This is a genomic window from Amycolatopsis rubida (assembly GCF_900115345.1).
GTDB lineage: Bacteria > Actinomycetota > Actinomycetes > Mycobacteriales > Pseudonocardiaceae > Amycolatopsis > Amycolatopsis rubida.
Genome location: NZ_FOWC01000025.1, coordinates 20355 through 42899, shown reverse-complemented (window position 1 = coordinate 42899; position 22545 = coordinate 20355). Strand labels below are relative to the sequence as shown.

Genomic DNA, 22545 nt, shown 5'->3' with positions numbered 1-22545 from the left:
GCGCCGCGAGAGATGTCCGCTTCGCCCTCTCTTCACCCAGCCAAGGGAATCAGCCCAGCAACGCGTCGACGAACGCACCCGGCTCGAACGGTGCCAGGTCATCCGGCCCCTCGCCCAGCCCGACGAGCTTCACCGGCACCCCCAGCTCCTTCTGGACCTGGAACACGATCCCGCCCTTGGCCGTGCCGTCCAGCTTGGTCAGGACGATCCCGGTCACGTCGATGACCTCGGCGAACACCCGTGCCTGCGCGAGCCCGTTCTGCCCGGTCGTGGCGTCCAGCACGAGCAGCACCTCGTCCACTCGCGCCTGCTTTTCCACGACTCGCTTCACCTTGCCGAGTTCGTCCATCAGGCCGGTCTTCGTGTGCAGGCGGCCCGCGGTGTCGACCAGGACCGTGTCCACGCCTTCGCTGATGCCCTGCTTGACCGCGTCGAACGCGACCGCGGCCGGGTCCGCGCCTTCCTTGCCCCGCACGACCGACGCGCCCACGCGTTCGCCCCACGTCTGGAGCTGGTCGGCGGCGGCGGCGCGGAACGTGTCGGCCGCGCCGAGGACGACGGTTCCGCCTTGCGCCACCAGCACTCGCGCGAGTTTGCCGGTCGTCGTGGTCTTGCCGGTGCCGTTCACCCCGGCGACCAGCACGACCGCGGGCTGCTTCTCGCCGTCCACCTCGTGCGGCAGGGCCCGGACCGAGCGCTCGGCGTCCGTGGAGAGCGCCGCGGTCAGCACCTCGTGCAGCAGCTCGCGTGCTTCCCCCGACGTGCGCACCGCGCGCCGGTTCAGTTCGTCGCGCAGGCGGTCCACGATCTCGGTCGTCGTGGCCGCGCCGAGGTCCGCCAGGAGCAGCGTGTCTTCGACGTCCTGCCAGGAGTCCTCGTCCAGGTCGCCGCCGCCGAGCAGGCCCAGCAGGCTCTGCCCGAACACCGAGCGGGACTTCGACAGCCGGCCGCGCAGGCGCTCAAGCCGGCCGGCCGGGGACTCGATTTCCTCGATCGGCTCGACCGTTCCCGGCACGACCGCCTCGGGAGCCTCTTCTTCCGCCACCGGCTCCGGGAGCTTGACGTCGCGCACCGAGCGCTGGTCGGAGTCGCGCGGGACCGCGGCGTCGTCGCCGACCGCGGGCTGGCCGTCGACTTCCGGCCGGTCCTCGACGGGATGCTCGGCCACCGGCTCCGGCGAAGCCTCAGGCTCAGGAGACGGCGCGGGCGGAGCCTCCGCGGTCTTCCCGCCGGGAGCCAGCGAAATCCCGCCGCTCGCGGCGTACCCGCCGCCCTTCGGCTTCTCCTCGGCCTCGCGCTGTTCGGCGATGCTGATCCGCCGCTTGCGCGCGATGAGCAGCCCGGACACCAGCATGGCGACCAGGACGACGACGGCGACGACAACGATCCAGAACCAGGTGCTCGACACGCCACCATCCTGTCATCCGCGTGCACAAGCCACGGGACACCCCACCGCGAGGCCAACGAGTAACGCGAACGGTTCCGATTCGGCCAAGACTCCACGAAGCGTCTTGCGCCACCCCTTCGCTGTTGACTAGACCACATCGGATGACCACCCCCGCCGGCCACTGTTTCCGCGTCCTCGGGCTGCTGTCGGGCACGTCCGTGGACGGGATCGACGTCGCGGTCGCCGAAATCCGCGAGGACGCCGGGACCGTCGTCCTCACCCCGCTCGGCGAGCTCGACGTGCCCTATCCCGCCGGCCTCCGCGCGGACCTCCTCGACGCCCTCCCGCCGCGGCCGAGCAGCGCGCGGCAGCTGACCGTCCTCGACACCCGGGTCGGCCAGTCCTTCGCGGACGCGGCCGCGCTCGGGATCGCCGCGTACGGGCCGGTGGACGTGATCGCCTCGCTCGGCCAGACCGTCTACCACTGGGTCGAAAACGGCGTCGCGCTCGGCACGCTCCAGCTCGGCCAGCCGGCGTGGATCGCCGAGCGCACCGGAGTGCCGGTGATCGCCGACCTCCGCATCCGCGACATCACCGCGGGCGGCCAGGGCGCGCCGCTGGCCAGCACGCTCGACGCGATGTGGTTGCGCGGCCTCGCCGAGGAGACCGGACGTCCGGTGGCCGCGCTCAACCTCGGCGGTATCGCGAACATCACCGTGGTCACGCAGTCCGGCAACGTGCTCGCCTACGACACCGGTCCGGCCAACGCGCTGCTCGATCTCGCCGCCGCCCACGTCAGCGACGGCAAGCTGTCCGCCGACGTCGACGGACGGCTCGCGCTCGCCGGTTCGGTCCGCGAAGACCTGCTCGACCGGCTGCTCGCCGACCCCTATTTCGCTGCCGCTCCCCCGAAATCCACTGGCAAGGAGCACTTCCACGGCGGATACCTTGACTCAGCCCTGTCCGGGCTGCCGCCGTTGTCCCCGGAGGATCTGCTGGCCACGCTCACCGAACTGACCGCCGCGACGGTCGCCGCCGAATGCCGGCGGCACGGCGTGGCGACCGTCGTCGCGTCCGGCGGCGGCGGCGCGAACCCCGCCACGATGGCCGCGCTCGCCCGGCTTCTGCCCGGCGGCGCGCTCCGCACCAGCGACGACCTCGGCCTTCCCGGCTCCGGCAAAGAGGCTTATCTGACCGCTCTGCTCGGCTGGCTGAGCTGGTGCGGCGTCCCGGCGACGCTGCCCTCGGCCACCGGCGCGAGCGGTCCCCGCCTGCTCGGCGCGCTGACGCCGGGTGCGGCTCCCCTGAATCTCCCCGCCCCGCTGGGGGGCGCCGCGACCCGGCTCCGGGTCGCGGAATCCGGGCAATCACGGTAGGAGAACCCCATGAATCCAGTCGATCTGGTGATCGTCATCGTGTACCTCGCGGCGATGCCGGTCATCGGCGTGCTGGTCGGCCGCAGACAGAAGTCCGCGAACGACTACTTCGTCGGCGAACGCAGCATGCCGTGGTGGGCGGTCACGCTCTCGGTGGTGGCCACCGAGACGTCCACGCTCACCGTGATCTCCACGCCCGGGCTCGTGTTCGGCAGCGCCTTCCTGTTCCTGGAAGTGGCTTTCGGCTACATCATCGGCCGCGTGATCGCCGCGTTCGTGCTGCTGCCGCGTTACTTCCGCGGCAATTACGTGAGCGCGTACGAATTCCTCGGCCGCCGCTTCGGCCGCGGGCTGCAGGGCACCGCGTCGGTCACCTTCGTGGTGACGCGACTGCTCGCCGAGGGGCTGCGGCTGTTCGCCGGGGCGATCCCGATCAAGGCGATCCTCAGCCACTACGGCATCCACACCGAGTACTGGCACATCGTCGTGCTGCTGACCGCGCTCACCGTGATCTACGCGTTCGTCGGCGGCATCAAGTCGGTGATCTGGGTCGACGTCATCCAATGGTCGCTCTACATCCTCGGCGCGATCGGCGCGGTGATCTTCCTGTCCACGAAGCTGCCCTCCGGCTGGACGCAGATCGCTTCGAGCCAGGGCCGGTTCCAGCTCACCGACTTCGCGTCGAACCTGCTCACCAACCCGTACGCGTTCCTCTGCGCGGTGGTCGGCGGCGCGTTCCTGTCGATGGCTTCGCACGGCGCGGACCAGCTGATCGTCGGACGGCTGCTGTCCTGCCGGAACCTGCGCGACGGCCAGCGCGCGCTGATCGGCTCGTCCATCGTGGTGTTCGTCCAGTTCGCGCTGTTCCTGCTCGTCGGCGCGATGCTGTGGGTCTACACCGGCGGCAAGACCGGCACCACGGCCACCGCGGTCGCGGCCGGGAAGATGTCCGGCGACGACGTGTTCTCCAACTTCATCGTCAACGACCTGCCGGTCGGCCTCGCCGGGCTCTTGATCGCCGGCATCCTCGCCTCGACCATGGGCGCGCTCGCGTCCGCGCTCAACGCGCTGTCCACCTCCACGATCGCCGATCTCTACCAGCGGTTCACGCACAAGTCGGTCGAGGACGCCAAGCTGCTCCGGCACGGTCGCATGTGGACACTCATCTGGGCGGCCGTGTTCGCGGTGTTCGCCTCGATGTTCACCAACTCGAAGGACCCGGTGATCCAGCAGGGACTCGGGATCGTCGGCTACACCTACGGCGCGCTGCTCGGGTCGTTCTTCCTCGGCCTGCTGGTGCGCAAGGCCCGCCAGTCCGACGCGGTGATCGCGTTCGGCTGCTCGGTGGTCGGGATGGCGTTCCTGATCCTGTTCGTGAAATTCGACAAGGCGACCACCGAGGTGCACATCCAGTTCGGCGCGGCGACGAAGACGCTCGTGCCGCTGGCGACGTATTGGTACACCTTCGCCGGGGTGCTGATCACGCTGATCGTCGGCGGGCTGCTGTCGCTGCGGCGGCGCGGCGCGGACCCGAATGTGGCGAAGCTTGAGGAAGCGGCGGAAGGGGTGGCGTAGAGGGAGGTCGATCGCCACTCACGACGTCGTCATGGCTGGGTGTAGAAGACCAGGCCGCCTTTGTCGCAGCCGACCCGGCCGCTGCCCTGCGCGCCGGTGTCGGCCATGCACCGCCAGCCGCTCACGTTCAGCACGTGTGCGGTGCCCTCGGCCTTCTTCGGCGCGTCCTGGAAGTACTGGGTGATCACGTCGATCGCTTCGGTGCAGCCAGGACGGCCCGCTGGGGTTTCGGTGGCGATCAGGCCGACCTTGCCGTTCGGCGCGTCGATCGGGCCGCAGCCGACCGGCGGGCCGGTCGTTTCGCCGTCGCCCGGGCCGCTGCTCGCGGACTTGCCGGGGCTGGACGTCTTGCCCGGGACGCTCGGCGGCGCGGACGTGACAGTGAGCGCGACCGACGGCGCGGACGAGACCGCGGCGGTGTCGGTGCTCCCGTCGCAAGCCGAGACCAGCACGCCCAACGAGAGAATCGACGCTGCGCCAATCATCTTGCGTATGAACAAGGTCCTCCCCTGACGCGGCCGCCGATCGTCCGAGATCACCCTAATCGGCGACACCCGCGACGGCAGCGTGACCGCGAAACGGCCCGGTTTCCCGCGGGAAACCGGGCCGGCGACGGGAATGCGTCAGTGGATGACGACCTGCCGCACGTGCACGAAGTTCAGATCGGCGCCCTGCCAGTGGCCGAGGTCGGTCCGGCCGCCGTCCCAGTACAGGGTGACCGAGTTGTTGCCGGAGTCGACCCGGGCGACGCCGCCCAGATCGACGTACGTCGCGCCACCGTTGGCGAAGCAGGCGACATCGCTGCCGTCCCACGGGTTTCCGCCCGCGAGGCGCAGCTGGACGAAGTCGGTGCGCCCGTTGCAGGCGACCCGGTCGATGGCGAACGCCTGACCGGCCGGAACAGTGACGGCCAGCGCAAGCGCCGCGGCGCCGCCGATCGCGAGTCTCTTGACGAGTGAAGGCATGATGGCTGTGGAACCTTTCTCCCAGTGCTGCCTTGAAGGTGCGCCCGGCGAAATCGCGCCGCCGGACGAGATCGACCGTGCCAGCGCCAGACCGCGAGCGGACAGCCGTGGTGCCCGCTTCTACCCGTTCGTACCCGGGGTCGGAGAGAAACGGACCGCGCTCAGCCGGCCTTGCCGTGGAACGAAAGACCCTTGCTGCCGCAGAAAATCTGCTTGCTGCCGCCGTTTCCGCCGTCGTATCCGCAGTTCCAGCCGTCGACGTCGAGGAAACGCCCGGTGCCCTGCGCCTTGGTCGGCGCCTGGGCCAGGTAGCCGGACATCACGTCGATCGCCTCGGTACAGCCCACAGTGCCGGCCGGCGTCGCCTCGGTCACCACGTCGACCTTGCCGCCGGGGCCGTCGATCGGACCGCAGTCGGCGCCGTTGCCGAGTTCGCCTTTGCCCGGCAGGCGGTCGCCGGGCTGTTCCTTGGCCGGGGTCGGGTGTGGCTTGGGCTTGCTCGCGTGCGTCGGCGCCTGCGCCTGCGTGGACGGCACAGGTGTGGCGGAAGAACTCGGTGCGGCCACGGAAGAAGCGGTCGGCGCGGCCGAGAGCGCACTCGGCGCGGCCGCGGCCTGCCCGGTCTGCGAGCCGCCGCCGCACGCGGCGACCGCGAGGGCGGCGCCGAGCAGCGAACCGGAAATCAGCGTGCGGGCCACGATGGTGCGCATTGTCGAATTCCCTCCAGGATGTGTTGCCTTCCAACACCCCTGAAGACGCGCGGCACCGGCGGCAGTTGGCCGGTCGGACGGCGGTCCGGGCAGGCCTGCCCGTTCGGGCAGGATCGCCGGATCCCGCGCAACCCGCCTAGGAAGCCGGGACGGGTTCCTCTTCCGCGGTGCGCAGCCGCTGCGAGATCACCTTGGTGATGCCGTCGCCCTGCATGCTCACGCCGTACAGCGCGTCGGCGATCTCCATCGTCGGCTTCTGGTGCGTGATGATGATCAGCTGCGACGAATCGCGCAGCTGCTCCAGGAGGCCGATCAGCCGGCGCATGTTGGTGTCGTCCAGCGCCGCCTCGACCTCGTCCATCACGTAGAACGGCGATGGGCGGGCACGGAAGATCGCCACCAGCATGCCGACCGCCACCAGCGACTTCTCGCCGCCGGACAGCAGCGAAAGCCGCTTGACCTTCTTGCCCGGCGGGCGCGCCTCGACGTCGACGCCGGTGGCGAGCAGGTCGTTCGGCTCGGTGAGCACCATCCGGCCCTCGCCGCCGGGGAACAGCACGCTGAACACCGTTTCGAACTCGCGCGCGACGTCGTAGTAGGCCGAGGTGAAGACCTCCAGGATCTTCTCGTCGACCTGCTTGATGACCGCCTCAAGGTCCTTGCGGGTGTCCTTGAGGTCTTCCAGCTGGGTGGAGAGGAACTTGTACCGCTCCTCCAGCGCCGCGAATTCCTCCAGCGCCAGCGGGTTCACCTTGCCCAGCAGGGTCAGGTCCTTCTCCGCGCGCTTGGCGCGGCGGGCCTGGGTTTCGCGGTCGTAGGGCATCGGCGGCGGCTGGGTGACGTCCTCGCCGCGTTCCTTGGCCGCCTCGTACTCGGCCATCTCGCCCGCGCTCGGCGGCACCGGCACGTTCGGGCCGTACTCCTCGACCAGGTCCGCCAGCCCGATGCCGAAGTCCTCGGCGATCTTGGCTTCCAGCGTTTCCAGCCGCAGCTTCTGCTCGGCGCGCAGCACCTCGTCGCGGTGCACGGCGTCGGTCAGCTTCTCCAGTTCGCCGGACAGCTCGCGCACCTTCGCGCGCACCGCGGTGAGCGCGGCTTCGCGGGTTTGGCGCTGCGCCTGGGCTTCGTCGCGCTCGGCGGCCGCGCGCTGCACCGACAGCTCGATCCGCTCCAGCGCGAATTCACCGGCGTTGACGACCGCGTTCGCGATTTCCGCGCCACGCTCTCGCGCTTCCCGGGCCTTGGCCGCGCGCTCGCGCGCCTGCTGCTCGGCGTAGGCCGCGCGGCGCAACGATTCCGCTCGTCCCGCGATGCTGCGCGCGCGTTCCTCGGCAGTGCGCTGCGCGAGCCGCGCTTCGACTTCTTCCTGCCGTACCACGGCAAGCTGCTCGGCGGCTTCGTCGCGCTCAGCGGTGTCCGGGTCGTCCTCGACCGGCTGCTCGGCGACCGCGGCGAGCCGTTCTTCCAGCTCTGCCAGCTGTTCCAGCGCCTGCTCGCGGCTTTGCTCGACTTTCGCGCGCTGCTGGGTCAGCCGTTCGACCTCGGCCTGCGCCGACCGCGCCGCCTGCTGCAACCGGTTGAGCCGCTCGGAGGAACGGGCCTTGCGCACCTTGGCGTCGCCGAGCGCGTCCTTCGCCTGCCCGACCTCTTCGCGCCGGGACTGCTGCTCGGCGCGCGCGCCTTCCAGCTCGGCGGAGTATTGCTCCAGCGCGCGTTCGGCCGTGCGCAAGCGTTCCTGCGCCTCGTCGACCGCCGCCTGGACCTCGATCACGCTCTCGCGGGCGGCGGAACCGCCCGCGATCCAGTTGGCCCCGAAGACATCGCCCTCGGCGGTGACCGCGCGCACCTGCGGGTGCTGGGCCACGAGCCGACGTGCGCCTTCCAGGTCCGGCACCAGCGCGAGCCGGTCCAGCGCCTTCTCGACCGCGGGCCGCAGCTGCTCCGGCGCGCTGACGACCTCGCGGGCCCAGCGGGCGCCCTCGGGCAGCGCAGGCCACGAGCTGGTGTCCACAGTGGACCCGGCGCCGACCGGAACGATCCCGGCGCGGCCGGAATCGGTGTCCTTCAAGTACTTCAGCGCGGACAGCGCGTTCTCGCCGCCGGACACCGCGACCGCGTCGGCCACCGGTCCGAGCGCGGCGGCCAGCGCGACCTCGTGGCCCGGTTGCACGGTCAGCAACGCGGCGACCGAACCGAGCAGGCCCGGCAATTCCGCGGACGCACCGAGCAGCGCGCCCGCTCCGTCCTTGCGCTTGAGCCCCATCGACAACGCCTCGACCCGGGCCTTCTCCGACGCGATCTCGCGCTCGGCACCGCGCTCGGCCTTCACCAGCTCTTCGACGCGGGCCTTGGCGGCGTTGTTCGCCTCCACCGCGCGGTCGTGGCGCTGCCGCAACTCGGCGTCGTCGGATTCTTCCGTGCCGCCAACGGCTTTGGCTTCTTCCAGCTCCTCGACCGCGATTTCCGCGCGCTCGGCCGCTTCCTGCAGCCCGACAGTGAGCCGGTCGACCTCCTCCGCGGTCGCGCCGTTCTTGCTGCGCAACGCTTCGACCTGACCGGTCAGCTTCGCCATGCCCTCGCGGCGATCGGCGATCGCGCGGACCGCGGCCCAGTGCGCGCGCTCCGCGGCCTGCACCCGCTGTTCGAGATCTTCCCGGCGCAGCACGGTTTCCGCGAGAAGTTCGCGGGCCTCCATGACGGCTTCGGTCAGCTCCTGCTCGCGCTCCGCGGCCTGTTCGGCCTCGGCGAGCAGCTCCTCCGGGTCACGACCGCCGGTCGGCGCGGAGACGTCGGAAGAAAGGTGCCGCTGCCGTTCGACCGCCAGCCGCACGGTGCCGCGCAGCCGCTCGGTGAGCGCGGACAGCTTGTACCAGGTCTCCTGCGCGATCTGCAGCCGCGGCGCGTCCTCGGCGAGCGAAGCCTCCAGCTCGGCCTCTTCGGCGGCCACGATTTCCAGCGCCTGCTCGACCTCGGCGCGGCGCTGCCGGGCGGTGCGCTCGTCGGCCTCGTCGCGCTGAATGGACTCGCGCTGGGTGACCAGGTCGTCGGCGAACAACCGGAGCCGGGCGTCGCGCAGGTCGGACTGCACCGACTGGGCCTTGCGGGCGATCTCGGCCTGTTTGCCCAGCGGTTTCAGCTGGCGGCGCAGCTCGGTGGTGAGGTCGGTGAGCCGGTCGAGGTTGCCCTGCATGTTGGTGAGCTTGCGCAGGGTCTGCTCTTTGCGCTTGCGGTGCTTGAGGACGCCCGCGGCCTCCTCGATGAACGCGCGCCGCTCCTCGGGCTTCGACTCCAGGATCGCCGAGAGCTGGCCCTGCCCGACGATGACGTGCATCTCGCGGCCGATGCCGGAGTCCGAGAGCAGCTCCTGCACGTCCATCAGCCGGCAGCGGTCGCCGTTGATCTCGTACTCGCTCGCGCCGTCGCGGAACATCCGGCGGGTGATGGAGACCTCGGCGTACTCGATCGGCAGCGCGCCGTCGGCGTTGTCGATGGTGAGCGTGACCTCGGCGCGGCCGAGCGGGGCGCGGCCCGCGGTGCCGGCGAAGATGACGTCTTCCATCTTGCCGCCGCGCAGGTCTTTCGCGCCCTGGGTGCCCATGACCCAGCGCAGCGCGTCGAGGACGTTCGACTTTCCGGAGCCGTTCGGGCCGACCACGCAGGTGATGCCGGGTTCGAAGCGCAGCGTGGTCGCCGAGGCGAAGGACTTGAAGCCCTTGAGCGTCAGGCTTTTCAGGTGCACGTGCTGCCGACCCCTCTTGGCCACGGGTACTGGATGGCTACCGGTTCCCCCGGATCGGGACAGGCTACCCGGGGGTTCTCCGGCGACGCGGGAGGCCGGGCCGCCCGGGCGCGCCTAGCACAGGAACGGCCGCCCCGGCAACCTCAAGCACCCCGTCAGCCGCAACCGCCCCAGCGGCCTCAGCGTTCGGCAAACCCGTTCAGCCCGCCCTTGGCGGCGGTCCAGCGTTCAACTACCTGATCCACTCTTCCGGGTGAGGTTCCGGAACGCAGCGCGTCCAGCAAGTGCGCACAGTTGTCCCGGCTACCCTCCGCGACCACCTCGACACGGCCGTCCGGGAGATTCCTGGCGAATCCGGTCAGCCCGAGTTCCAGCGCCCGGCTCCGGGTCCACCAGCGAAAACCGACACCCTGCACCTGCCCGTGCACCCAGGCGGCCAGCCGGACGGGCGATTCCTGCTCGTTCACCGGCCCCATCCTGCCGCACGCGCCCGGCTGCGGACGGTGACGGCCCCGTCCCTCGGTCGCGCGAACGGGTCCTGAGCAGTGATAACCTCCCGCCTGGCGTCCGGGGCCGGAGCCCCGCTCCCCCGTGCCGCCCCCCGACTTGAGCGTTGACCCCTTCTAAGGAGCCTGCATGTCCCGTCCCGACGGGCCTGAACCAAGCTCAGCGTCGCCCGAGATCGCGGTGAGCGCTGCCCCCACCGCTCCGCCGAAGGGCGCGAGCGGGAGGCTCAGCCGCTCCGGCTACGCGATCCTGGGCGTCAGCGGCCTCGTGGTCGCCACCGCCTTCGCCGCGGTCGCCGAACTGGCCGGCCCCGGCTCGGTCACCGACACCGCGACGAACACCACCGGCGGCGGCCAGGGCGGGCTGCAGGGCAGTTCCCAGGTAGTCGTGCCGGGCAACGCCGTCCCCGGCGGCCCGATGACCGTCCCCGGCTCGCCGACCCCCGGCCAGACCGCCCCGCCGACCCCGACCACGGTGGTCGCCGTCGGCCCGGACGGGAAACCGACCACGAGCGTGATCACGCCCCCGCCGAACGCCGGTCAGCCCGGCGGTCAGCCTGGCGGCAACCCGGTGCCGGGCACCACGTCGGACCGCAGCGACCCGCCGACCAGCCACCCCACGACGTCGCCGAGCAGCTCCACACAGCCGACGACGCCGTCCACCCCGCCGACCACGGACACCTCGCCCCCGGAAAGCCCGCCGCCCAGCTCTGGCAGCAGCTCGACCGGCGGCCAGCCGTCGTCCACACCGAGCGCGTCCACTTCGGACACCCACCCGAGCAGCTCCGCCAGCCGCTGAAGTCCGTGCGGGGAACCTTGAGGGAATCTGGTTCCCTCAGGGTTCCCCTCGCGACTTTTCGGCCGGGTCAGAGTTCGAAGCGGTAGCCCATGCCGGGTTCGGTCAGCAAGTGGCGCGGCCGGGACGGTTCCGGCTCCAGCTTCCGCCGCAACTGCGCCAAATACACGCGCAGATAATGGGATTCCGTCTCATACGACGGCCCCCACACCTCGTGCAGCAGCTGCTTCTGCGCCACCAACCGCCCCCGGTTGCGCACCAGCAGTTCCAGCACTCCCCATTCGGTTTTGGTCAGGTGCACCTCGCGCCCCTCGCGCAGCACCTTCTTCGCCGCCAGGTCGATCGTGAACGACCCGGTGTCCACCACTGCTTCCGCGCCGTCCGTCCCGCCGACCGACGAACGGCGGACCGCAGCCCGGAGCCGGGCGAGCAGTTCGTCCATTCCGAACGGTTTGGTGACGTAATCGTCGGCACCCGCGTCGAGCGCCTGGACCTTGTCCGCCGAATCGCCGCGCGCGGACAGCACGATGATCGGCACCGTCGTCCAGCCGCGCAGGCCCGCGATCACCTCGGTGCCGTCCAGATCAGGCAGGCCGAGATCGAGCACCACCACGTCGGGTTTCGTTTCGGCGACCGCTTTCAGCGCGGCAGTCCCGTCGTGGGCGGTGATCACCTTGTACCCTCGTGCGCTGAGGTTGATCCGCAACGCCCGCACGATCTGCGGTTCATCGTCGACGACCAGCACCGTCGCCGCTGGATCGGCAGTCATCGCGCCACGCCCTCCTCCGCCGGTTCGGCTTCCACGAGTTCCCGGCCGGTACAGGCCGGCAGCGAGATCACCACCGTCAACCCTCCGCCAGGAGTGTCCTCGGCGCGAACGGTACCGCCCATCGCCTCGGTGAACCCCTTCGCCACGGACAAGCCGAGCCCGACGCCCGGCGTCGAATCCCGGTCCCCGCCCAGCCGCTGGAACGGCGCGAACGCGGACTCCGCGGCACCCTTCCGCAAGCCCTTTCCGTGGTCGGCGATCCGCAGTTCCACGAACTCCGAATGCGCGCTCGCCCGCGCGGAAACGTCGCCGCCGCCGTGCCGGAGAGCGTTGTCGAGCACGTTCGCGATCACCCGTTCCAGCAGGCCGGGATCCGCTTGCACCGAAGGCAATCGAGCGTCCACGGAAACCCGCACACTCTGCGAGTTATCCACATTGGACAGTGCGTGCGCGACCACCTCGTCGTAGCCGACCGGCCGCAGATGCGGGGTGACCGCACCCGTTGCCAGCCGCGAGGAGTCGAGCAGGTTGCCGATCAACCCGGCGAGCCGGTCCGCCGAAAGCTCGACGGCTTCCATCAGTTCTTCAGTGTCCTCATCGGACAGAGAAAGATCCGGCGCGCGCAGGCTGCCGATCGCCGCCTTGATGGACGTGAGCGGCGTCCGCAGGTCATGGCCGACCGCGGACAGCAGCGTCGTGCGCAGTTCGGTCGCCTCGGCCTTCCGCTCGGCGGCCGCCGCGGCCGCTGCCATCCGCTGCTGCCGCAAGGCGAGCAACGCTTGTCCCGCGACGGCTTCCAGCACCCGGCGGTCCGCCGCGGGCAATGCGCGGCCGCGCAACGTCAGGTGCACGTCAGCGGTCACCGCAATGTCCACATCGGCCTCGTCCGGATCGGCACACGGCTCCCCGCCGGACAGCGCGACCTTGTCCCACTTGCCGTTGCGTTTCTCCAGCAGCGTCACGGAAGTGAGGCCGAAGTTCTCCCGTACCTTCTCCAGCAACCGCTCGATCGGGTTCGGATTGGTGAGCACTGTGCGCGCATAAGACGCCAGCAGCGACGCCTCCGTCCGAGCCCGCGCCGCCGCCACACCCCGTCGGGCGGCGGAAGCGACCACCAACGCCACCATCACCGCCACCACGATCATCGCGATCAGCGTCACGACGTTCTGCGGACTGTGCACGTTCAGCGTGTACAGCGGCGGAGTGAAGAAGAAGTTCAACAGTCCCGCGCCGAAGATCGCGGCCACCAAGGCCGGGCCGAGCCCGCCCACCAGCGCGACGACGACGGTGGCCAGCACGTAGAGGATCACGTCGGTGGAGAACTCGACCGCGTCGCGCAGCAGCACGCCGAGACCGGTCGCGACGAGCGGCGCCACGATGCTCAGCACCCAGCCCAGCACGAGCCGCGACGGTGCCAGCGGGCTCGTGCCCAGCCGCGCCCGCAGCCGTCCGCCGGCGTAGGAGTGGGTGACCATGTGCACGTCGATCGGCCCGGACTGCTGGACCACGGTCGCGCCGATGCCTTCGTCGAAGAGCCGCGCGATCCGGGATCGCCGCGAGGTGCCGATGACCAGCTGAGTCGCGTTGACCCCGCGGGCGAAGTCGAGCAGGGCCGTCGGCACGTCGTCGCCGACCACGGTGTGGAAGGTCGCGCCGACTTCTTCGGCCAGCGTGCGGCAGCGGGCCATCGCGGTCGGCCCGAGCCCGGCCAGGCCGTCTCCGCGCAGGATGTGCACGACCTGCAGTTCCGCGCCCGCCCGGTTGGCGATCCGGCTGGCGCGCCGGATCAGCGTCTCGCTTTCCGGTCCGCCGGTGATCGACACGACCACCCGTTCGCGGGTTTCCCACGTGTCGGTGATCTTCTGCTCGGCGCGATAACGCTGCAGCGCGACATCGACCTGGTCGGCCACCCACAGCAGCGCCAGCTCGCGCAACGCGGTGAGGTTGCCGGGCCGGAAGTAGTTGCCCAGCGCGGCGTCGATGCGCTCGGCCGGGTAGACGTTGCCGTGCGCGAGCCGCCGCCGCAGCGCCTCCGGCGTGATGTCCACCAGCTCCAGCTGCTCCGCGCGGCGCACGACCTCGTCCGGCACGGTTTCCTGCTGGGTGACGCCGGTGATGCGCTCGACGACGTCGTTGAGGCTCTGCAGGTGCTGGACGTTGACCGTGGACAGCACGTCGATGCCCGCTTCGAGCAGCTCGTCGATGTCCTGCCAGCGTTTCTCGTGCCGTCCGCCGGGCACGTTCGTGTGCGCCAGCTCGTCCACGACGACGACCTCGGGCGCGCGGGCGAGCACCGCGTCGAGGTCCATCTCGGCGAACTCGTGCCCGCGATGGCTGACGGTGCGCCGCGGCACCACCTCCAGCCCGTCGAGCAGATCGGCGGTTTTCTTACGGCCGTGCGTCTCGACCAGGCCGACGACCACGTCGGTGCCGCGGTCGAGGCGGCGGCGCGCTTCGCCGAGCATGGCGAAGGTCTTGCCGACGCCCGGAGCCGCGCCGAGGTAGATGCGCAGTTCGCCTCGGCGCGGCTTCGGGGGTGTGTCAGGGGTGCTCACGGTGTCAGTGTGCGCCAGGAGCGGCCGAATGCACGGCAAGGTTGAGCCGGAGCACATTCACGCCCGGCACGCCGATCCCGTTTCCGGTGGTGTTGTCCGCGACCAGCTGCCGCACCCTCTCCTCGCTCAGCCCGGTGTTGCGGGCCACGCGAAGCACCTGGAGGTCGGCGTAGGCGACGCTGATCGCCGGGTCCAGGCCCGAGCCCGAAGCGGTCACCGCGTCCGCGGGCACCTCCGCCGGGCTGACGCCCTCCCGATGCGCGATCAAGCCCCGCCGCTGGGCGACGGCCTTGGCCAGATCCTCGTTGTACGGCCCCTTGTTGGACGGCCCCGACGTCGACGGGTCGCCCGGCCCGAGCACGTCCTTCGAACCGGCGGAAGGCCGGTTGTGGAACCACGGGTCATGCGCGGGGTCGGCGGGCACCGGGTCGATCCCGATCAGCGACGAGCCGGCGGCCTGGCCGTTCTGCGTCACCACCGAGCCCTCGGCGTGCCCCTGGAGGCCGGGGATGCGCGACACCGCCCACACGCCCAGCGGGTAGACGACGCCGAGCAGCACGGTCATCGCGATGAGCAGGCGAAGGCCCGCCCAGGTCTGCTTGAGCAAGACGTTCATGTCAGCCAATCCCTGGAATGTGGCGCACGATCAGGTCGATCACCCAGATCCCGAGGAACGGGCTGGCGATCCCGCCGAGGCCGTAGACGAGCAGGTTGCGGCGCAGCAGCGCGGACGCCGACGACGGCCGGTACCGCACGCCGCGCAGGGCGAGCGGGATCAGCGCGACGATGATCAGCGCGTTGAAGACGACCGCCGAGAGGATCGCCGACTTCGGCGTGGCCAGGTGCATGATGTTGAGCGCGCCGAGCTGGGCGAAGATGCCGGTGAACATCGCGGGCAGGATGGCGAAGTACTTCGCCAGGTCGTTCGCCACGCTGAACGTGGTGAGCGCGCCGCGGGTGATCAGCAGCTGTTTGCCGATGGCGACGATCTCGATCAGTTTCGTCGGATTCGAGTCGAGGTCGACCATGTTGCCGGCTTCCTTGGCCGCCATGGTCCCGGTGTTCATCGCCACGCCGACGTCGGACTGCGCGAGCGCGGGCGCGTCGTTCGTGCCGTCGCCGGTCATCGCGACGAGCCGCCCGCCCTCCTGCTCCTTCTTGATGAGCGCCATCTTGTCCTCGGGCTTGGCCTCGGCGAGATAGTCGTCGACGCCCGCGTCCTGTGCGATGGCCTTCGCGGTGAGCGGGTTGTCGCCGGTGATCATCACCGTCTTGATGCCCATCGAGCGCAGTTCCTCGAAGCGCTCCTTCATGCCCGGCTTCACCACGTCCGACAGCCGGATCACACCGCACACGTTCGCCGTCCCGCCCGCGGCTTCCGCGACCACCAGCGGGGTCCCGCCCTGCTGGCTGATCTCGTCCACGACGCGTTCGGTCTCGTCCGGCACGTCGCCGCCGTGGTCGCGGACCCACTGCCGCACCGCCGACGTCGCACCCTTGCGGACCTCGCGGCCGTCGAGGTCGACGCCGCTCATCCGGGTCTGCGCGGTGAACGGGACGAACTCGGCCAGCTTCTCGCCGTCGTCCGCCGCGGCCGGAAGCCCGTGCCGCTCGGCGATCAGCTCGACGATGCTGCGGCCTTCCGGCGTGCCGTCGGCGAGGCTGGACAGCCGGGCCGCACGGGCCAGATCGTCCATAGTGGACTTTCCGACCGGGATCAGCTCGGTCGCGCGCCGGTTGCCGAAGGTGATCGTTCCGGTCTTGTCGAGCAGCAGCGTCGAGACGTCGCCCGCGGCTTCGACCGCTCGGCCGGAGGTGGCGAGAACATTGCGCTGCACCAGCCGGTCCATTCCGGCGATGCCGATCGCGCTCAGCAGCGCGCCGATCGTCGTCGGGATCAGGCAGACCAGCAGCGCGGTCAGCACGATCACCGGCTGCTCGCTGCCGGAGTAGGCCGCCATCGGCTGCAGGGCCACGACGGCGAGCAGGAAGATGATGGTCAGCGTGGACAGCAGGATGGTCAGCGCGATCTCGTTCGGCGTCTTCTGCCGGGAAGCGCCTTCCACCAACGCGATCATCCGGTCCACAAAGGACTCGCCGGGCTTGGTGCTGATCCGCACCACGATCCGGTCGCTCAGCACCGTGGTGCCGCCGGTGACCGCCGAACGGTCGCCGCCGGACTCGCGGATCACCGGAGCGGACTCGCCGGTGATCGCCGATTCGTCGACCGTCGCGATGCCTTCGACGACGTCGCCATCACCCGGGATCACCTGTCCGGCCTCGACCACCACCCGGTCGCCGACCCGCAGGTCCACGCCGGGCACCTGCTCCTCGGAGCCGTCCTCGGTGAGCCGCCGCGCGACGGTCTCCTTTTTGGTCCGCCGCAACGATTCCGCCTGCGCCTTGCCCCGGCCCTCGGCGACGGCCTCGGCCAGGTTCGCGAACACGACGGTGAACCACAGCCACACCGCGATGAGGACGGAGAACACGCTCGGGCCGGTGATCGCGAAGACGGTGGTCAGGACCGAACCGGCCCACACCACGAACATCACCGGGTTTTTGAGCTGATGGCGCGGGTTCAGCTTGCGCAGCGCGTCCGGCATGGACGACCACAGCTGCTTCGGGCTGAAGACCCCGGCTCCGACTCTGCCAGCGTTTTCGACATGGTGCCGCGTCTCCTCTTCCGGAGTCCGCTCTTGCGTGATGGTCATGCCAACGCCTCCGCGATGGGCCCCAGCGCGAGCGCCGGGATGAACGTGAGGGCCGCGACGAGGACGACGGTGCCGGTCAGCAACGTCCCGAACAGCGGCCCGGTGGTGGGCAGCGTGCCCGAGGTTTCGGGAACTTTCTTCTGCGCGGCAAGCGAACCGGCCAGGCAGAGCACCGCGACGATGGGCACGAACCGGCCGAGCAGCATGGCCACCGAGAACGACGCCTGGAACCAGTCGCTGGTCGCGGTGAGGCCGCCGAACGCGCTGCCGTTGTTGTTGCCGGTGGACGCGTAGCCGTACAGGACTTCCGACAGTCCGTGCGTGCCCGGGTTGCCGAGCGCGTCGCGCGTGCCCGGGATCATCAAGGCGATGCCGGACCCGAGCAGCACCACGACGGGCATCGCCAGCATCGAGATCGCCGCGCAGGTGACCTCGCGCTTGCCGAGCTTCTTGCCCAGGTACTCCGGCGTGCGCCCGACCATCAGCCCGGCCAGGAACATCGCGATCACGGCCATCACGAGGATGCCGTACAGCCCGGTGCCGACACCGCCCGGCGAAACCTCGCCGAACAGCATGTTCAGCAGCGTCCCCCCGCCGCCGAGCCCGGAGAGGCTGTCGTGCGCGCCGTTCACCGCACCGGTCGAAGTGCCGGTAGTGGTGTCGGCGAACAGCGACGTGCCGCCGATCCCGAACCGCTGTTCCTTGCCTTCGAGATTCGCCCCCGCGGCCAGCGCCGCCGGGCTGTTCGTGCGCGCCTCGGAGGTCCAGATCACCGCGAGCATCGCCGTCCACAGACCGGCCATCACCGACAGCAGGACGTAGCCCTGCTTGCGGTTGCCCGCCATTCGCCCGAAGGCACGGGTGAGGCAGACCGGGATCACCAGGATCAGGAACATCTCGATGACGTTGGTCCAGACGTTCGGGTTCTCGAACGGATGCGCGGAGTTGGCGTTGAAGATGCCGCCGCCGTTCGTGCCGAGTTCCTTGATCACTTCCTGGCTCGCCGCCGGGGCCAGCGCGATCGTGCTGCGGCTGCCGTCCGGGTTCGTCACCGCGACGCCGGAGCGCAGGCTCTGCACGACGCCGAGCGCCACGAGGACGAGCGCGAACACGAACGCCATCGGCAGCAGCACGCGGATCGTGCCGCGGGTCAGGTCGACCCAGAAGTTGCCAAGCCGGTCGGTGCGCGAGCGGATGAACCCGCGGGTCACCGCGATCGCCACGGCGAGCCCGACGCCCGCGGAGAGGAAGTTCTGCACGGTGAGCCCGGCCATCTGGACGAAGTGGCCCATGGTCGTTTCGGGCGTGTAGGACTGCCAGTTCGTGTTGGTCACGAAGGAAACCGCGGTGTTGAACGCGACGGCGGGCGACACCGGCCCGCGGCCGAAGTTCCACGGCAGGATCGATTGCAGCCGCTGCAGCAGGTACAGCAGGATCACCGAGACGAACGAGAAGCCGAGCACGCCCGAGGCGTAGGTCTTCCAGTGCTGTTCGGTGTCCGGATCGACCCGGACGATTTTGTACAGGGCTTTCTCGACCCGCAGGTGCTTCTCGGCGGAGAAGACGCGGGCGAGGTAGTCGCCGAGGGGTTTGTAGACCACCGCGAGGGCGACCAGGAGCACGCCGGCTTGCAGGAAGCCGGCCGCGACGTCACTCATCTCAGAATTTCTCCGGCCTCACGAGGGCGACGAACAGGTAGCCGAGAAGGCCGAGCGCCAGCAGTCCGCCGACGATGTTGGCCACGGTGCCCGCGCCGCTCACAGCTTCTCCAGCCCGCGCAGGACACCGGCGAGCACCACGAACACGCCGATGAGCAATAGGGCGTACAGCAAATCCGCCACGAGGCACCTCTCAGGAAGGGTCACCCGGCATGGGATGACCGTCGGTCGAGAGCCACTGTGCGGTCGTCGCGGAGGGTGAGCACCCGCGCCTGACGCCTCCTTGACGCCGCGACCTGGGGCCGTTTACGCGATCTTGACGGCTGGTGACCCGGGCCACTGCGTCAAGCGCCATCCGGGTTAGCGGGGCCACGTGACTTTCCGTAGTTGGTGGGTGACTTGCGGCACAGCTGGTAGCGGATCAAGGACAGAGAGTGCAATTCGGGCAGACAACGATCGGGGGTCCGTGTTACACCTGAGTAACCAATAGTTGTAGCAACTAACTAACTAACTCCGGGAGGTCTCGTATGTGCGGAATCGCGGGCTGGGTTTCCTACGACACCGATCTCACGCAGCAGCAGGAGATCGCGGACGCGATGACCGAAACCATGGCCTGCCGAGGACCCGACGACCGCGGAACCTGGGTCCGTCGCTCCGTCGCTCTGGGGCACCGCCGGCTCGCCATCATCGACCTGCCGGGCGGACGCCAGCCGATGAGCGTCAAGACCCCGAACGGCGAAGTCGCGATGGTCTACAGCGGCGAGGCGTACAACTTCTCCGAACTTCGTGAAGAACTCACCAAACTGGGCCACCGCTGGGAGACCGACAGCGACACCGAAGTCGTGCTGCACGGCTACCTGCAATGGGGCACCGAGGTCGTGGACCACCTCAACGGCATGTACGCGTTCGCGATCTGGGACGAACGCGACCAGAAGCTCGTGATGATCCGCGACCGGATGGGCATCAAGCCGTTCTACTACTACCCCACCCGCGACGGCGTCCTGTTCGGTTCCGAGCCGAAGGCGATCCTGGCGAACCCGTTGGCGCGCAAGGTGGTCGACAGCGACGGCCTGCGCGAGCTGATGGGCTTCACGAAGCGGCCGGGCTGGTCGCTGTGGAAGGGCATGTACGAGGTCGACCCGGCCACCGTCGTGACGGTGACCCGCGAGGGCATCAACACCCGCACCTACTGGAAGCTCGACGCGAAGGAGCACACCGACGACCAGGAGACGACGGTCGAGCGCGTGCGCGAGCTGATGACCGACATCGTCCACCGGCAACTGGTCGCCGACGTCCCGCGCTGCGTGCTGCTGTCCGGCGGCCTCGATTCGAGCGCGGTCACCGGCCTGGCCGCCGCGCGGCTGTCCGAAGAAGGCGAGCAGCTGCGCACCTTCTCGGTCGACTTCTTCGGGCAGGAGGAGAACTTCCAGCCGGACGAAATGCGCGACACCCCCGACTCGCCCTACATCCGCGACGTCGCCAAGCTCGTCGGTTCCGCACACCAGGACGTGATGCTGAACCCGGCCGACCTGAGCGACCCGGAGGTGCGCCGCAAGGTGCTGCGCGCCAGGGACATCCCGTCCGGTCTCGGCGACATGGACACGTCGCTGTACTTGCTGTTCAAGGCGATCCGGGCGGAATCGACGGTCGCGCTGTCCGGCGAATCGGCCGACGAGGTGTTCGGCGGGTACCGCTGGTTCCACGACGAGACCGCGGTGAAATCGGACACCTTCCCCTGGCTGGCGTTCCGCAACAGCCTGATGGAGAACCGCGGTTCGCTGCTCGAACCCGGCCTCGCCGCGAAGCTCGACCTGGATTCCTACATCGACGACCAGTACCGCACCGCGGTGTCCCAAGTGGACTTGCTGGACGGCGAATCCGAGCGGGAGTCGCGGATGCGGGTCATCTGCAACCTCCACCTGACCCGCTTCGTGCGGCAGCTGCTCGACCGCAAGGACCGCATGTCGATGGCGGTGGGCCTGGAAGTGCGCGTGCCGTTCTGCGACCACCGGCTCGTGGAGTACGTCTACAACACGCCGTGGTCGCTGAAGACCTACGACGGCCGGGAAAAGAGCTTGCTGCGGCACGCGACGAAGCACGTGCTGCCCGCGTCGGTGCGGGACCGGGTGAAGAGCCCGTATCCCTCCACTCAGGACCCGGGGTACGCGATCGCGTTGCAGCAGCAGATCAAGGAAGCCTTGGCGCAGAAGGACAATCCGGTGTTCCAGATGGTCAGCCGGGAGTGGCTGCGGCAGTCGGCGGAGACCGACCCGGCGGCGATCAGCCAGGCGCAGCGGGTCGGCATGGACCGGGCGCTGGACCTGCACCACTGGTTCGACATGTACTCGCCGGAGCTGGAACTCACCTGACCCGCCGCTCGCCCGCGAGCATCCGGCCGGACCGCGTGGTCCCGCTGGCGTAGGTGAGGGGAACCGTGAGGGAATCTGATTCCCTCACGGTTCCCCTCACCTACGTTCGCACTGGCCCGGCTGGGACCAGCGGGCAGGGCCGCCTCGTTGGGGCGCTTGCGGGAGGACGCGGTCAGAAGTCCAGGTGCGCGTCGATCTCCGTGCCGCGGACGTCGAGTTCCGCACCGGCCCCGCTCAGCAGCCGCTGTGCCGCCGCATTGTCCACAGTGGTCGTCGCGACGAACTTCGCCGCGCCGCCGTCGCGGGCCGCGTCCAGCAGTACCGCGGTCACCTTGCGGCCGATCCCGCGTCCACGCGCCGACCGGCCCAGCCACACCCCGGCCTCGACCTCCAGCGCGGCCCGTCCGGACACCGGCCGCAGCCGGGCCGCCCCGCGGACGCGGCCGTCGACTTCCACGACCCACGTCGTTTCGATGGCGGTGTCCGGATTGAGCGATCGTCGGCGGTGAAACGCGAGAAACGCTTCGCGGCGGGCTTCGGTCCAGCCAGCGGGACCTTCCACCGGCGGCATGACCTCGGCCGGTTCGGCGTCGGCCACCGCGGCTTCCAGAAGCCGCTCCAGCCCCGGCTCGTCGAGCGGGATCAGCACGATCTCGGATTCTCCGGATCCAGGCACGCCCCGCAGCTTGGCACGCGAGGCCGTCCCGCGCTACCCGATCGGCACAGTCGTTACCAGGGAACCGGCTTGCCGAAGCGGTCGAGAAACCGCAACCCCGGCTCGCCTGCCCGCGCTTCCAGCACGTCAACGACCGCGGGCACGCTTTCCTCCGGCAGCAACGGCGCGTCCGGACCGCCGAGCCGCGTCCGGTTGTGGCCGGGGTCGATGAGCAATGCGGTGCGCCCGTCCGCCTCGTGGCGAGTGGCGTAACTGCGCATGAGCTGGTTGAGCGCGGCCTTGCTCGCCTTGTACAGCTCGTATCCGGGCTCGACGTTCATCGAGATACTGCCCTGTTCAGACGACATCACCGCGACCGTGCCGCCCGGCGCGACCAGATCGTGCAGTCCTTCGAGGACTCTCAACGGGCCCAACGCATTGGTGATCATCACTTCGGCGAACATCTCGGCGGGCACTTCGCTGATCGGCAGATTCCCTCGGTCGATCGCCGCGTTCACGAAGAGCAGATCGAGCGGACCGTCCACTCTCTCGCGCAGCGCGGCGATCTGTGCGTCGTCGGTCATCTCCAGCTGCTCGGTCCGCATTCCCTCCCGTGGCACCGATCCGTCGCGGGTCGTCGCGATGACCTCCCACCCGCGCCGGTCCAACTCCGTGACCAGCACCAATCCCAAGCCCCGTGAAGCCCCGACCACCAATGCCCGGCGTACCGCCATGACCCCTCCTTTGTTTAGACGCAACGTCACGTCTAGACAG

18 protein-coding genes are annotated in these 22545 nt (G+C 69.8%); 4 read left to right on the top strand and 14 right to left on the bottom strand.

The genetic code is table 11. From position 1 onward, the window contains the following. Positions 1-49: 49 nt before the first annotated feature. Positions 50-1408 carry a signal recognition particle-docking protein FtsY gene (ftsY, locus tag BM362_RS44045; protein ID WP_093577197.1) on the bottom strand — a complete coding sequence of 453 codons (1359 nt, stop codon included), beginning with the start codon at positions 1406-1408 and terminating at the stop codon, positions 50-52. A gap of 140 nt (positions 1409-1548) precedes the next feature. On the opposite strand from ftsY, the gene BM362_RS44040 reads away from it, so the two are divergent. Further along, positions 1549-2763: an anhydro-N-acetylmuramic acid kinase gene (locus tag BM362_RS44040; RefSeq protein ID WP_093577196.1), complete on the top strand. Its 1215-nt coding sequence runs from the start codon at positions 1549-1551 to the stop codon at positions 2761-2763. A 9-nt stretch (positions 2764-2772) separates the two neighbouring features. Continuing rightward, the gene (locus BM362_RS44035) at positions 2773-4338 is read left to right on the top strand and encodes a sodium:solute symporter (RefSeq protein WP_093577195.1); all 1566 of its coding nucleotides are present in this window, start codon (positions 2773-2775) and stop codon (positions 4336-4338) included. Between the two features lie 29 nt (positions 4339-4367). Here BM362_RS44035 and BM362_RS44030 read toward each other — a convergent pair whose 3' ends face one another. The 5 genes from BM362_RS44030 to BM362_RS44010 form a co-directional block, all read right to left on the bottom strand. Further along, entirely contained in the window at positions 4368-4823 is a 456-nt protein-coding gene (locus BM362_RS44030) for a hypothetical protein (RefSeq protein WP_093577194.1), read from the bottom strand. A 138-nt stretch (positions 4824-4961) separates the two neighbouring features. Next, positions 4962-5303 (bottom strand): beta/gamma crystallin domain-containing protein, encoded by a 342-nt coding sequence (locus tag BM362_RS44025; RefSeq protein WP_067589267.1) that lies wholly within the window; start codon positions 5301-5303, stop codon positions 4962-4964. 161 nt (positions 5304-5464) lie between these two features. After that, positions 5465-6013, bottom strand: coding sequence for a hypothetical protein (locus tag BM362_RS44020; RefSeq protein WP_067589269.1), 549 nt, complete (start codon positions 6011-6013; stop codon positions 5465-5467). A gap of 136 nt (positions 6014-6149) precedes the next feature. After that, complete coding sequence (gene smc, locus BM362_RS44015) at positions 6150-9752, bottom strand: chromosome segregation protein SMC (protein ID WP_093577220.1); 3603 nt, start codon at positions 9750-9752, stop codon at positions 6150-6152. Between the two features lie 179 nt (positions 9753-9931). Continuing rightward, positions 9932-10228 carry an acylphosphatase gene (locus BM362_RS44010; protein WP_093577192.1) on the bottom strand — a complete coding sequence of 99 codons (297 nt, stop codon included), beginning with the start codon at positions 10226-10228 and terminating at the stop codon, positions 9932-9934. Between the two features lie 160 nt (positions 10229-10388). On the opposite strand from BM362_RS44010, the gene BM362_RS48050 reads away from it, so the two are divergent. Further along, positions 10389-11057 carry a hypothetical protein gene (locus BM362_RS48050; protein WP_157905062.1) on the top strand — a complete coding sequence of 223 codons (669 nt, stop codon included), beginning with the start codon at positions 10389-10391 and terminating at the stop codon, positions 11055-11057. A gap of 67 nt (positions 11058-11124) precedes the next feature. On the opposite strand, the gene BM362_RS44000 is transcribed toward BM362_RS48050, so the two are convergent. From BM362_RS44000 to kdpF, 6 genes are read right to left on the bottom strand one after another with little or no spacing between them, the layout of a single operon-like run. Beyond that, positions 11125-11823 (bottom strand): response regulator, encoded by a 699-nt coding sequence (locus BM362_RS44000; protein WP_067589273.1) that lies wholly within the window; start codon positions 11821-11823, stop codon positions 11125-11127. After that, positions 11820-14378: a sensor histidine kinase gene (locus BM362_RS43995; protein WP_093577219.1), complete on the bottom strand. Its 2559-nt coding sequence runs from the start codon at positions 14376-14378 to the stop codon at positions 11820-11822. Before BM362_RS43995 ends, BM362_RS44000 begins: the two co-directional genes overlap by 4 nt. Positions 14379-14382: 4 nt before the next feature. Then, positions 14383-14994, bottom strand: a complete 612-nt coding sequence (locus BM362_RS43990; protein WP_093577191.1) for a potassium-transporting ATPase subunit C — start codon at positions 14992-14994, stop codon at positions 14383-14385. 1 nt (position 14995) lies between these two features. Beyond that, entirely contained in the window at positions 14996-17089 is a 2094-nt protein-coding gene (gene kdpB, locus BM362_RS43985) for a potassium-transporting ATPase subunit KdpB (RefSeq protein WP_093577190.1), read from the bottom strand. After that, positions 17086-18747 (bottom strand): potassium-transporting ATPase subunit KdpA, encoded by a 1662-nt coding sequence (gene kdpA / locus BM362_RS43980; RefSeq protein ID WP_093577189.1) that lies wholly within the window; start codon positions 18745-18747, stop codon positions 17086-17088. The genes kdpB and kdpA overlap by 4 nt, the downstream gene beginning before the upstream one ends. A gap of 1 nt (position 18748) precedes the next feature. Continuing rightward, on the bottom strand, positions 18749-18850 hold the full coding sequence (kdpF, locus tag BM362_RS43975) for a K(+)-transporting ATPase subunit F (RefSeq protein ID WP_037358287.1): 102 nt from the start codon (positions 18848-18850) through the stop codon (positions 18749-18751). 424 nt (positions 18851-19274) lie between these two features. Between kdpF and asnB the strand changes: the two genes are divergently transcribed. Next, positions 19275-21116: an asparagine synthase (glutamine-hydrolyzing) gene (gene asnB, locus BM362_RS43970; RefSeq protein ID WP_093577188.1), complete on the top strand. Its 1842-nt coding sequence runs from the start codon at positions 19275-19277 to the stop codon at positions 21114-21116. Between the two features lie 172 nt (positions 21117-21288). On the opposite strand, the gene BM362_RS43965 is transcribed toward asnB, so the two are convergent. Then, positions 21289-21792 (bottom strand): GNAT family N-acetyltransferase, encoded by a 504-nt coding sequence (locus BM362_RS43965; protein WP_232791885.1) that lies wholly within the window; start codon positions 21790-21792, stop codon positions 21289-21291. A 53-nt stretch (positions 21793-21845) separates the two neighbouring features. Continuing rightward, entirely contained in the window at positions 21846-22505 is a 660-nt protein-coding gene (locus BM362_RS43960) for an SDR family NAD(P)-dependent oxidoreductase (protein ID WP_093577187.1), read from the bottom strand. Positions 22506-22545 lie beyond the last annotated feature (40 nt).

What these genes read in the sequence shown, in the direction of transcription:
- BM362_RS43960 (WP_093577187.1), bottom strand. Translation starts at nt 22,505, where the DNA reads ATGGCGGTACGCCGGGCATTGGTGGTCGGGGCTTCACGGGGCTTGGGA.
- BM362_RS43990 (WP_093577191.1), bottom strand. Translation starts at nt 14,994, where the DNA reads ATGAACGTCTTGCTCAAGCAGACCTGGGCGGGCCTTCGCCTGCTCATC.
- asnB (WP_093577188.1), top strand. Translation starts at nt 19,275, where the DNA reads ATGTGCGGAATCGCGGGCTGGGTTTCCTACGACACCGATCTCACGCAG.
- BM362_RS44035 (WP_093577195.1), top strand. Translation starts at nt 2,773, where the DNA reads ATGAATCCAGTCGATCTGGTGATCGTCATCGTGTACCTCGCGGCGATG.
- BM362_RS44030 (WP_093577194.1), bottom strand. Translation starts at nt 4,823, where the DNA reads ATGATTGGCGCAGCGTCGATTCTCTCGTTGGGCGTGCTGGTCTCGGCT.
- BM362_RS44020 (WP_067589269.1), bottom strand. Translation starts at nt 6,013, where the DNA reads ATGCGCACCATCGTGGCCCGCACGCTGATTTCCGGTTCGCTGCTCGGC.
- BM362_RS44010 (WP_093577192.1), bottom strand. Translation starts at nt 10,228, where the DNA reads ATGGGGCCGGTGAACGAGCAGGAATCGCCCGTCCGGCTGGCCGCCTGG.
- BM362_RS44025 (WP_067589267.1), bottom strand. Translation starts at nt 5,303, where the DNA reads ATGCCTTCACTCGTCAAGAGACTCGCGATCGGCGGCGCCGCGGCGCTT.
- kdpB (WP_093577190.1), bottom strand. Translation starts at nt 17,089, where the DNA reads ATGACCATCACGCAAGAGCGGACTCCGGAAGAGGAGACGCGGCACCAT.
- BM362_RS48050 (WP_157905062.1), top strand. Translation starts at nt 10,389, where the DNA reads ATGTCCCGTCCCGACGGGCCTGAACCAAGCTCAGCGTCGCCCGAGATC.
- BM362_RS44000 (WP_067589273.1), bottom strand. Translation starts at nt 11,823, where the DNA reads ATGACTGCCGATCCAGCGGCGACGGTGCTGGTCGTCGACGATGAACCG.
- BM362_RS44040 (WP_093577196.1), top strand. Translation starts at nt 1,549, where the DNA reads ATGACCACCCCCGCCGGCCACTGTTTCCGCGTCCTCGGGCTGCTGTCG.
- kdpA (WP_093577189.1), bottom strand. Translation starts at nt 18,747, where the DNA reads ATGAGTGACGTCGCGGCCGGCTTCCTGCAAGCCGGCGTGCTCCTGGTC.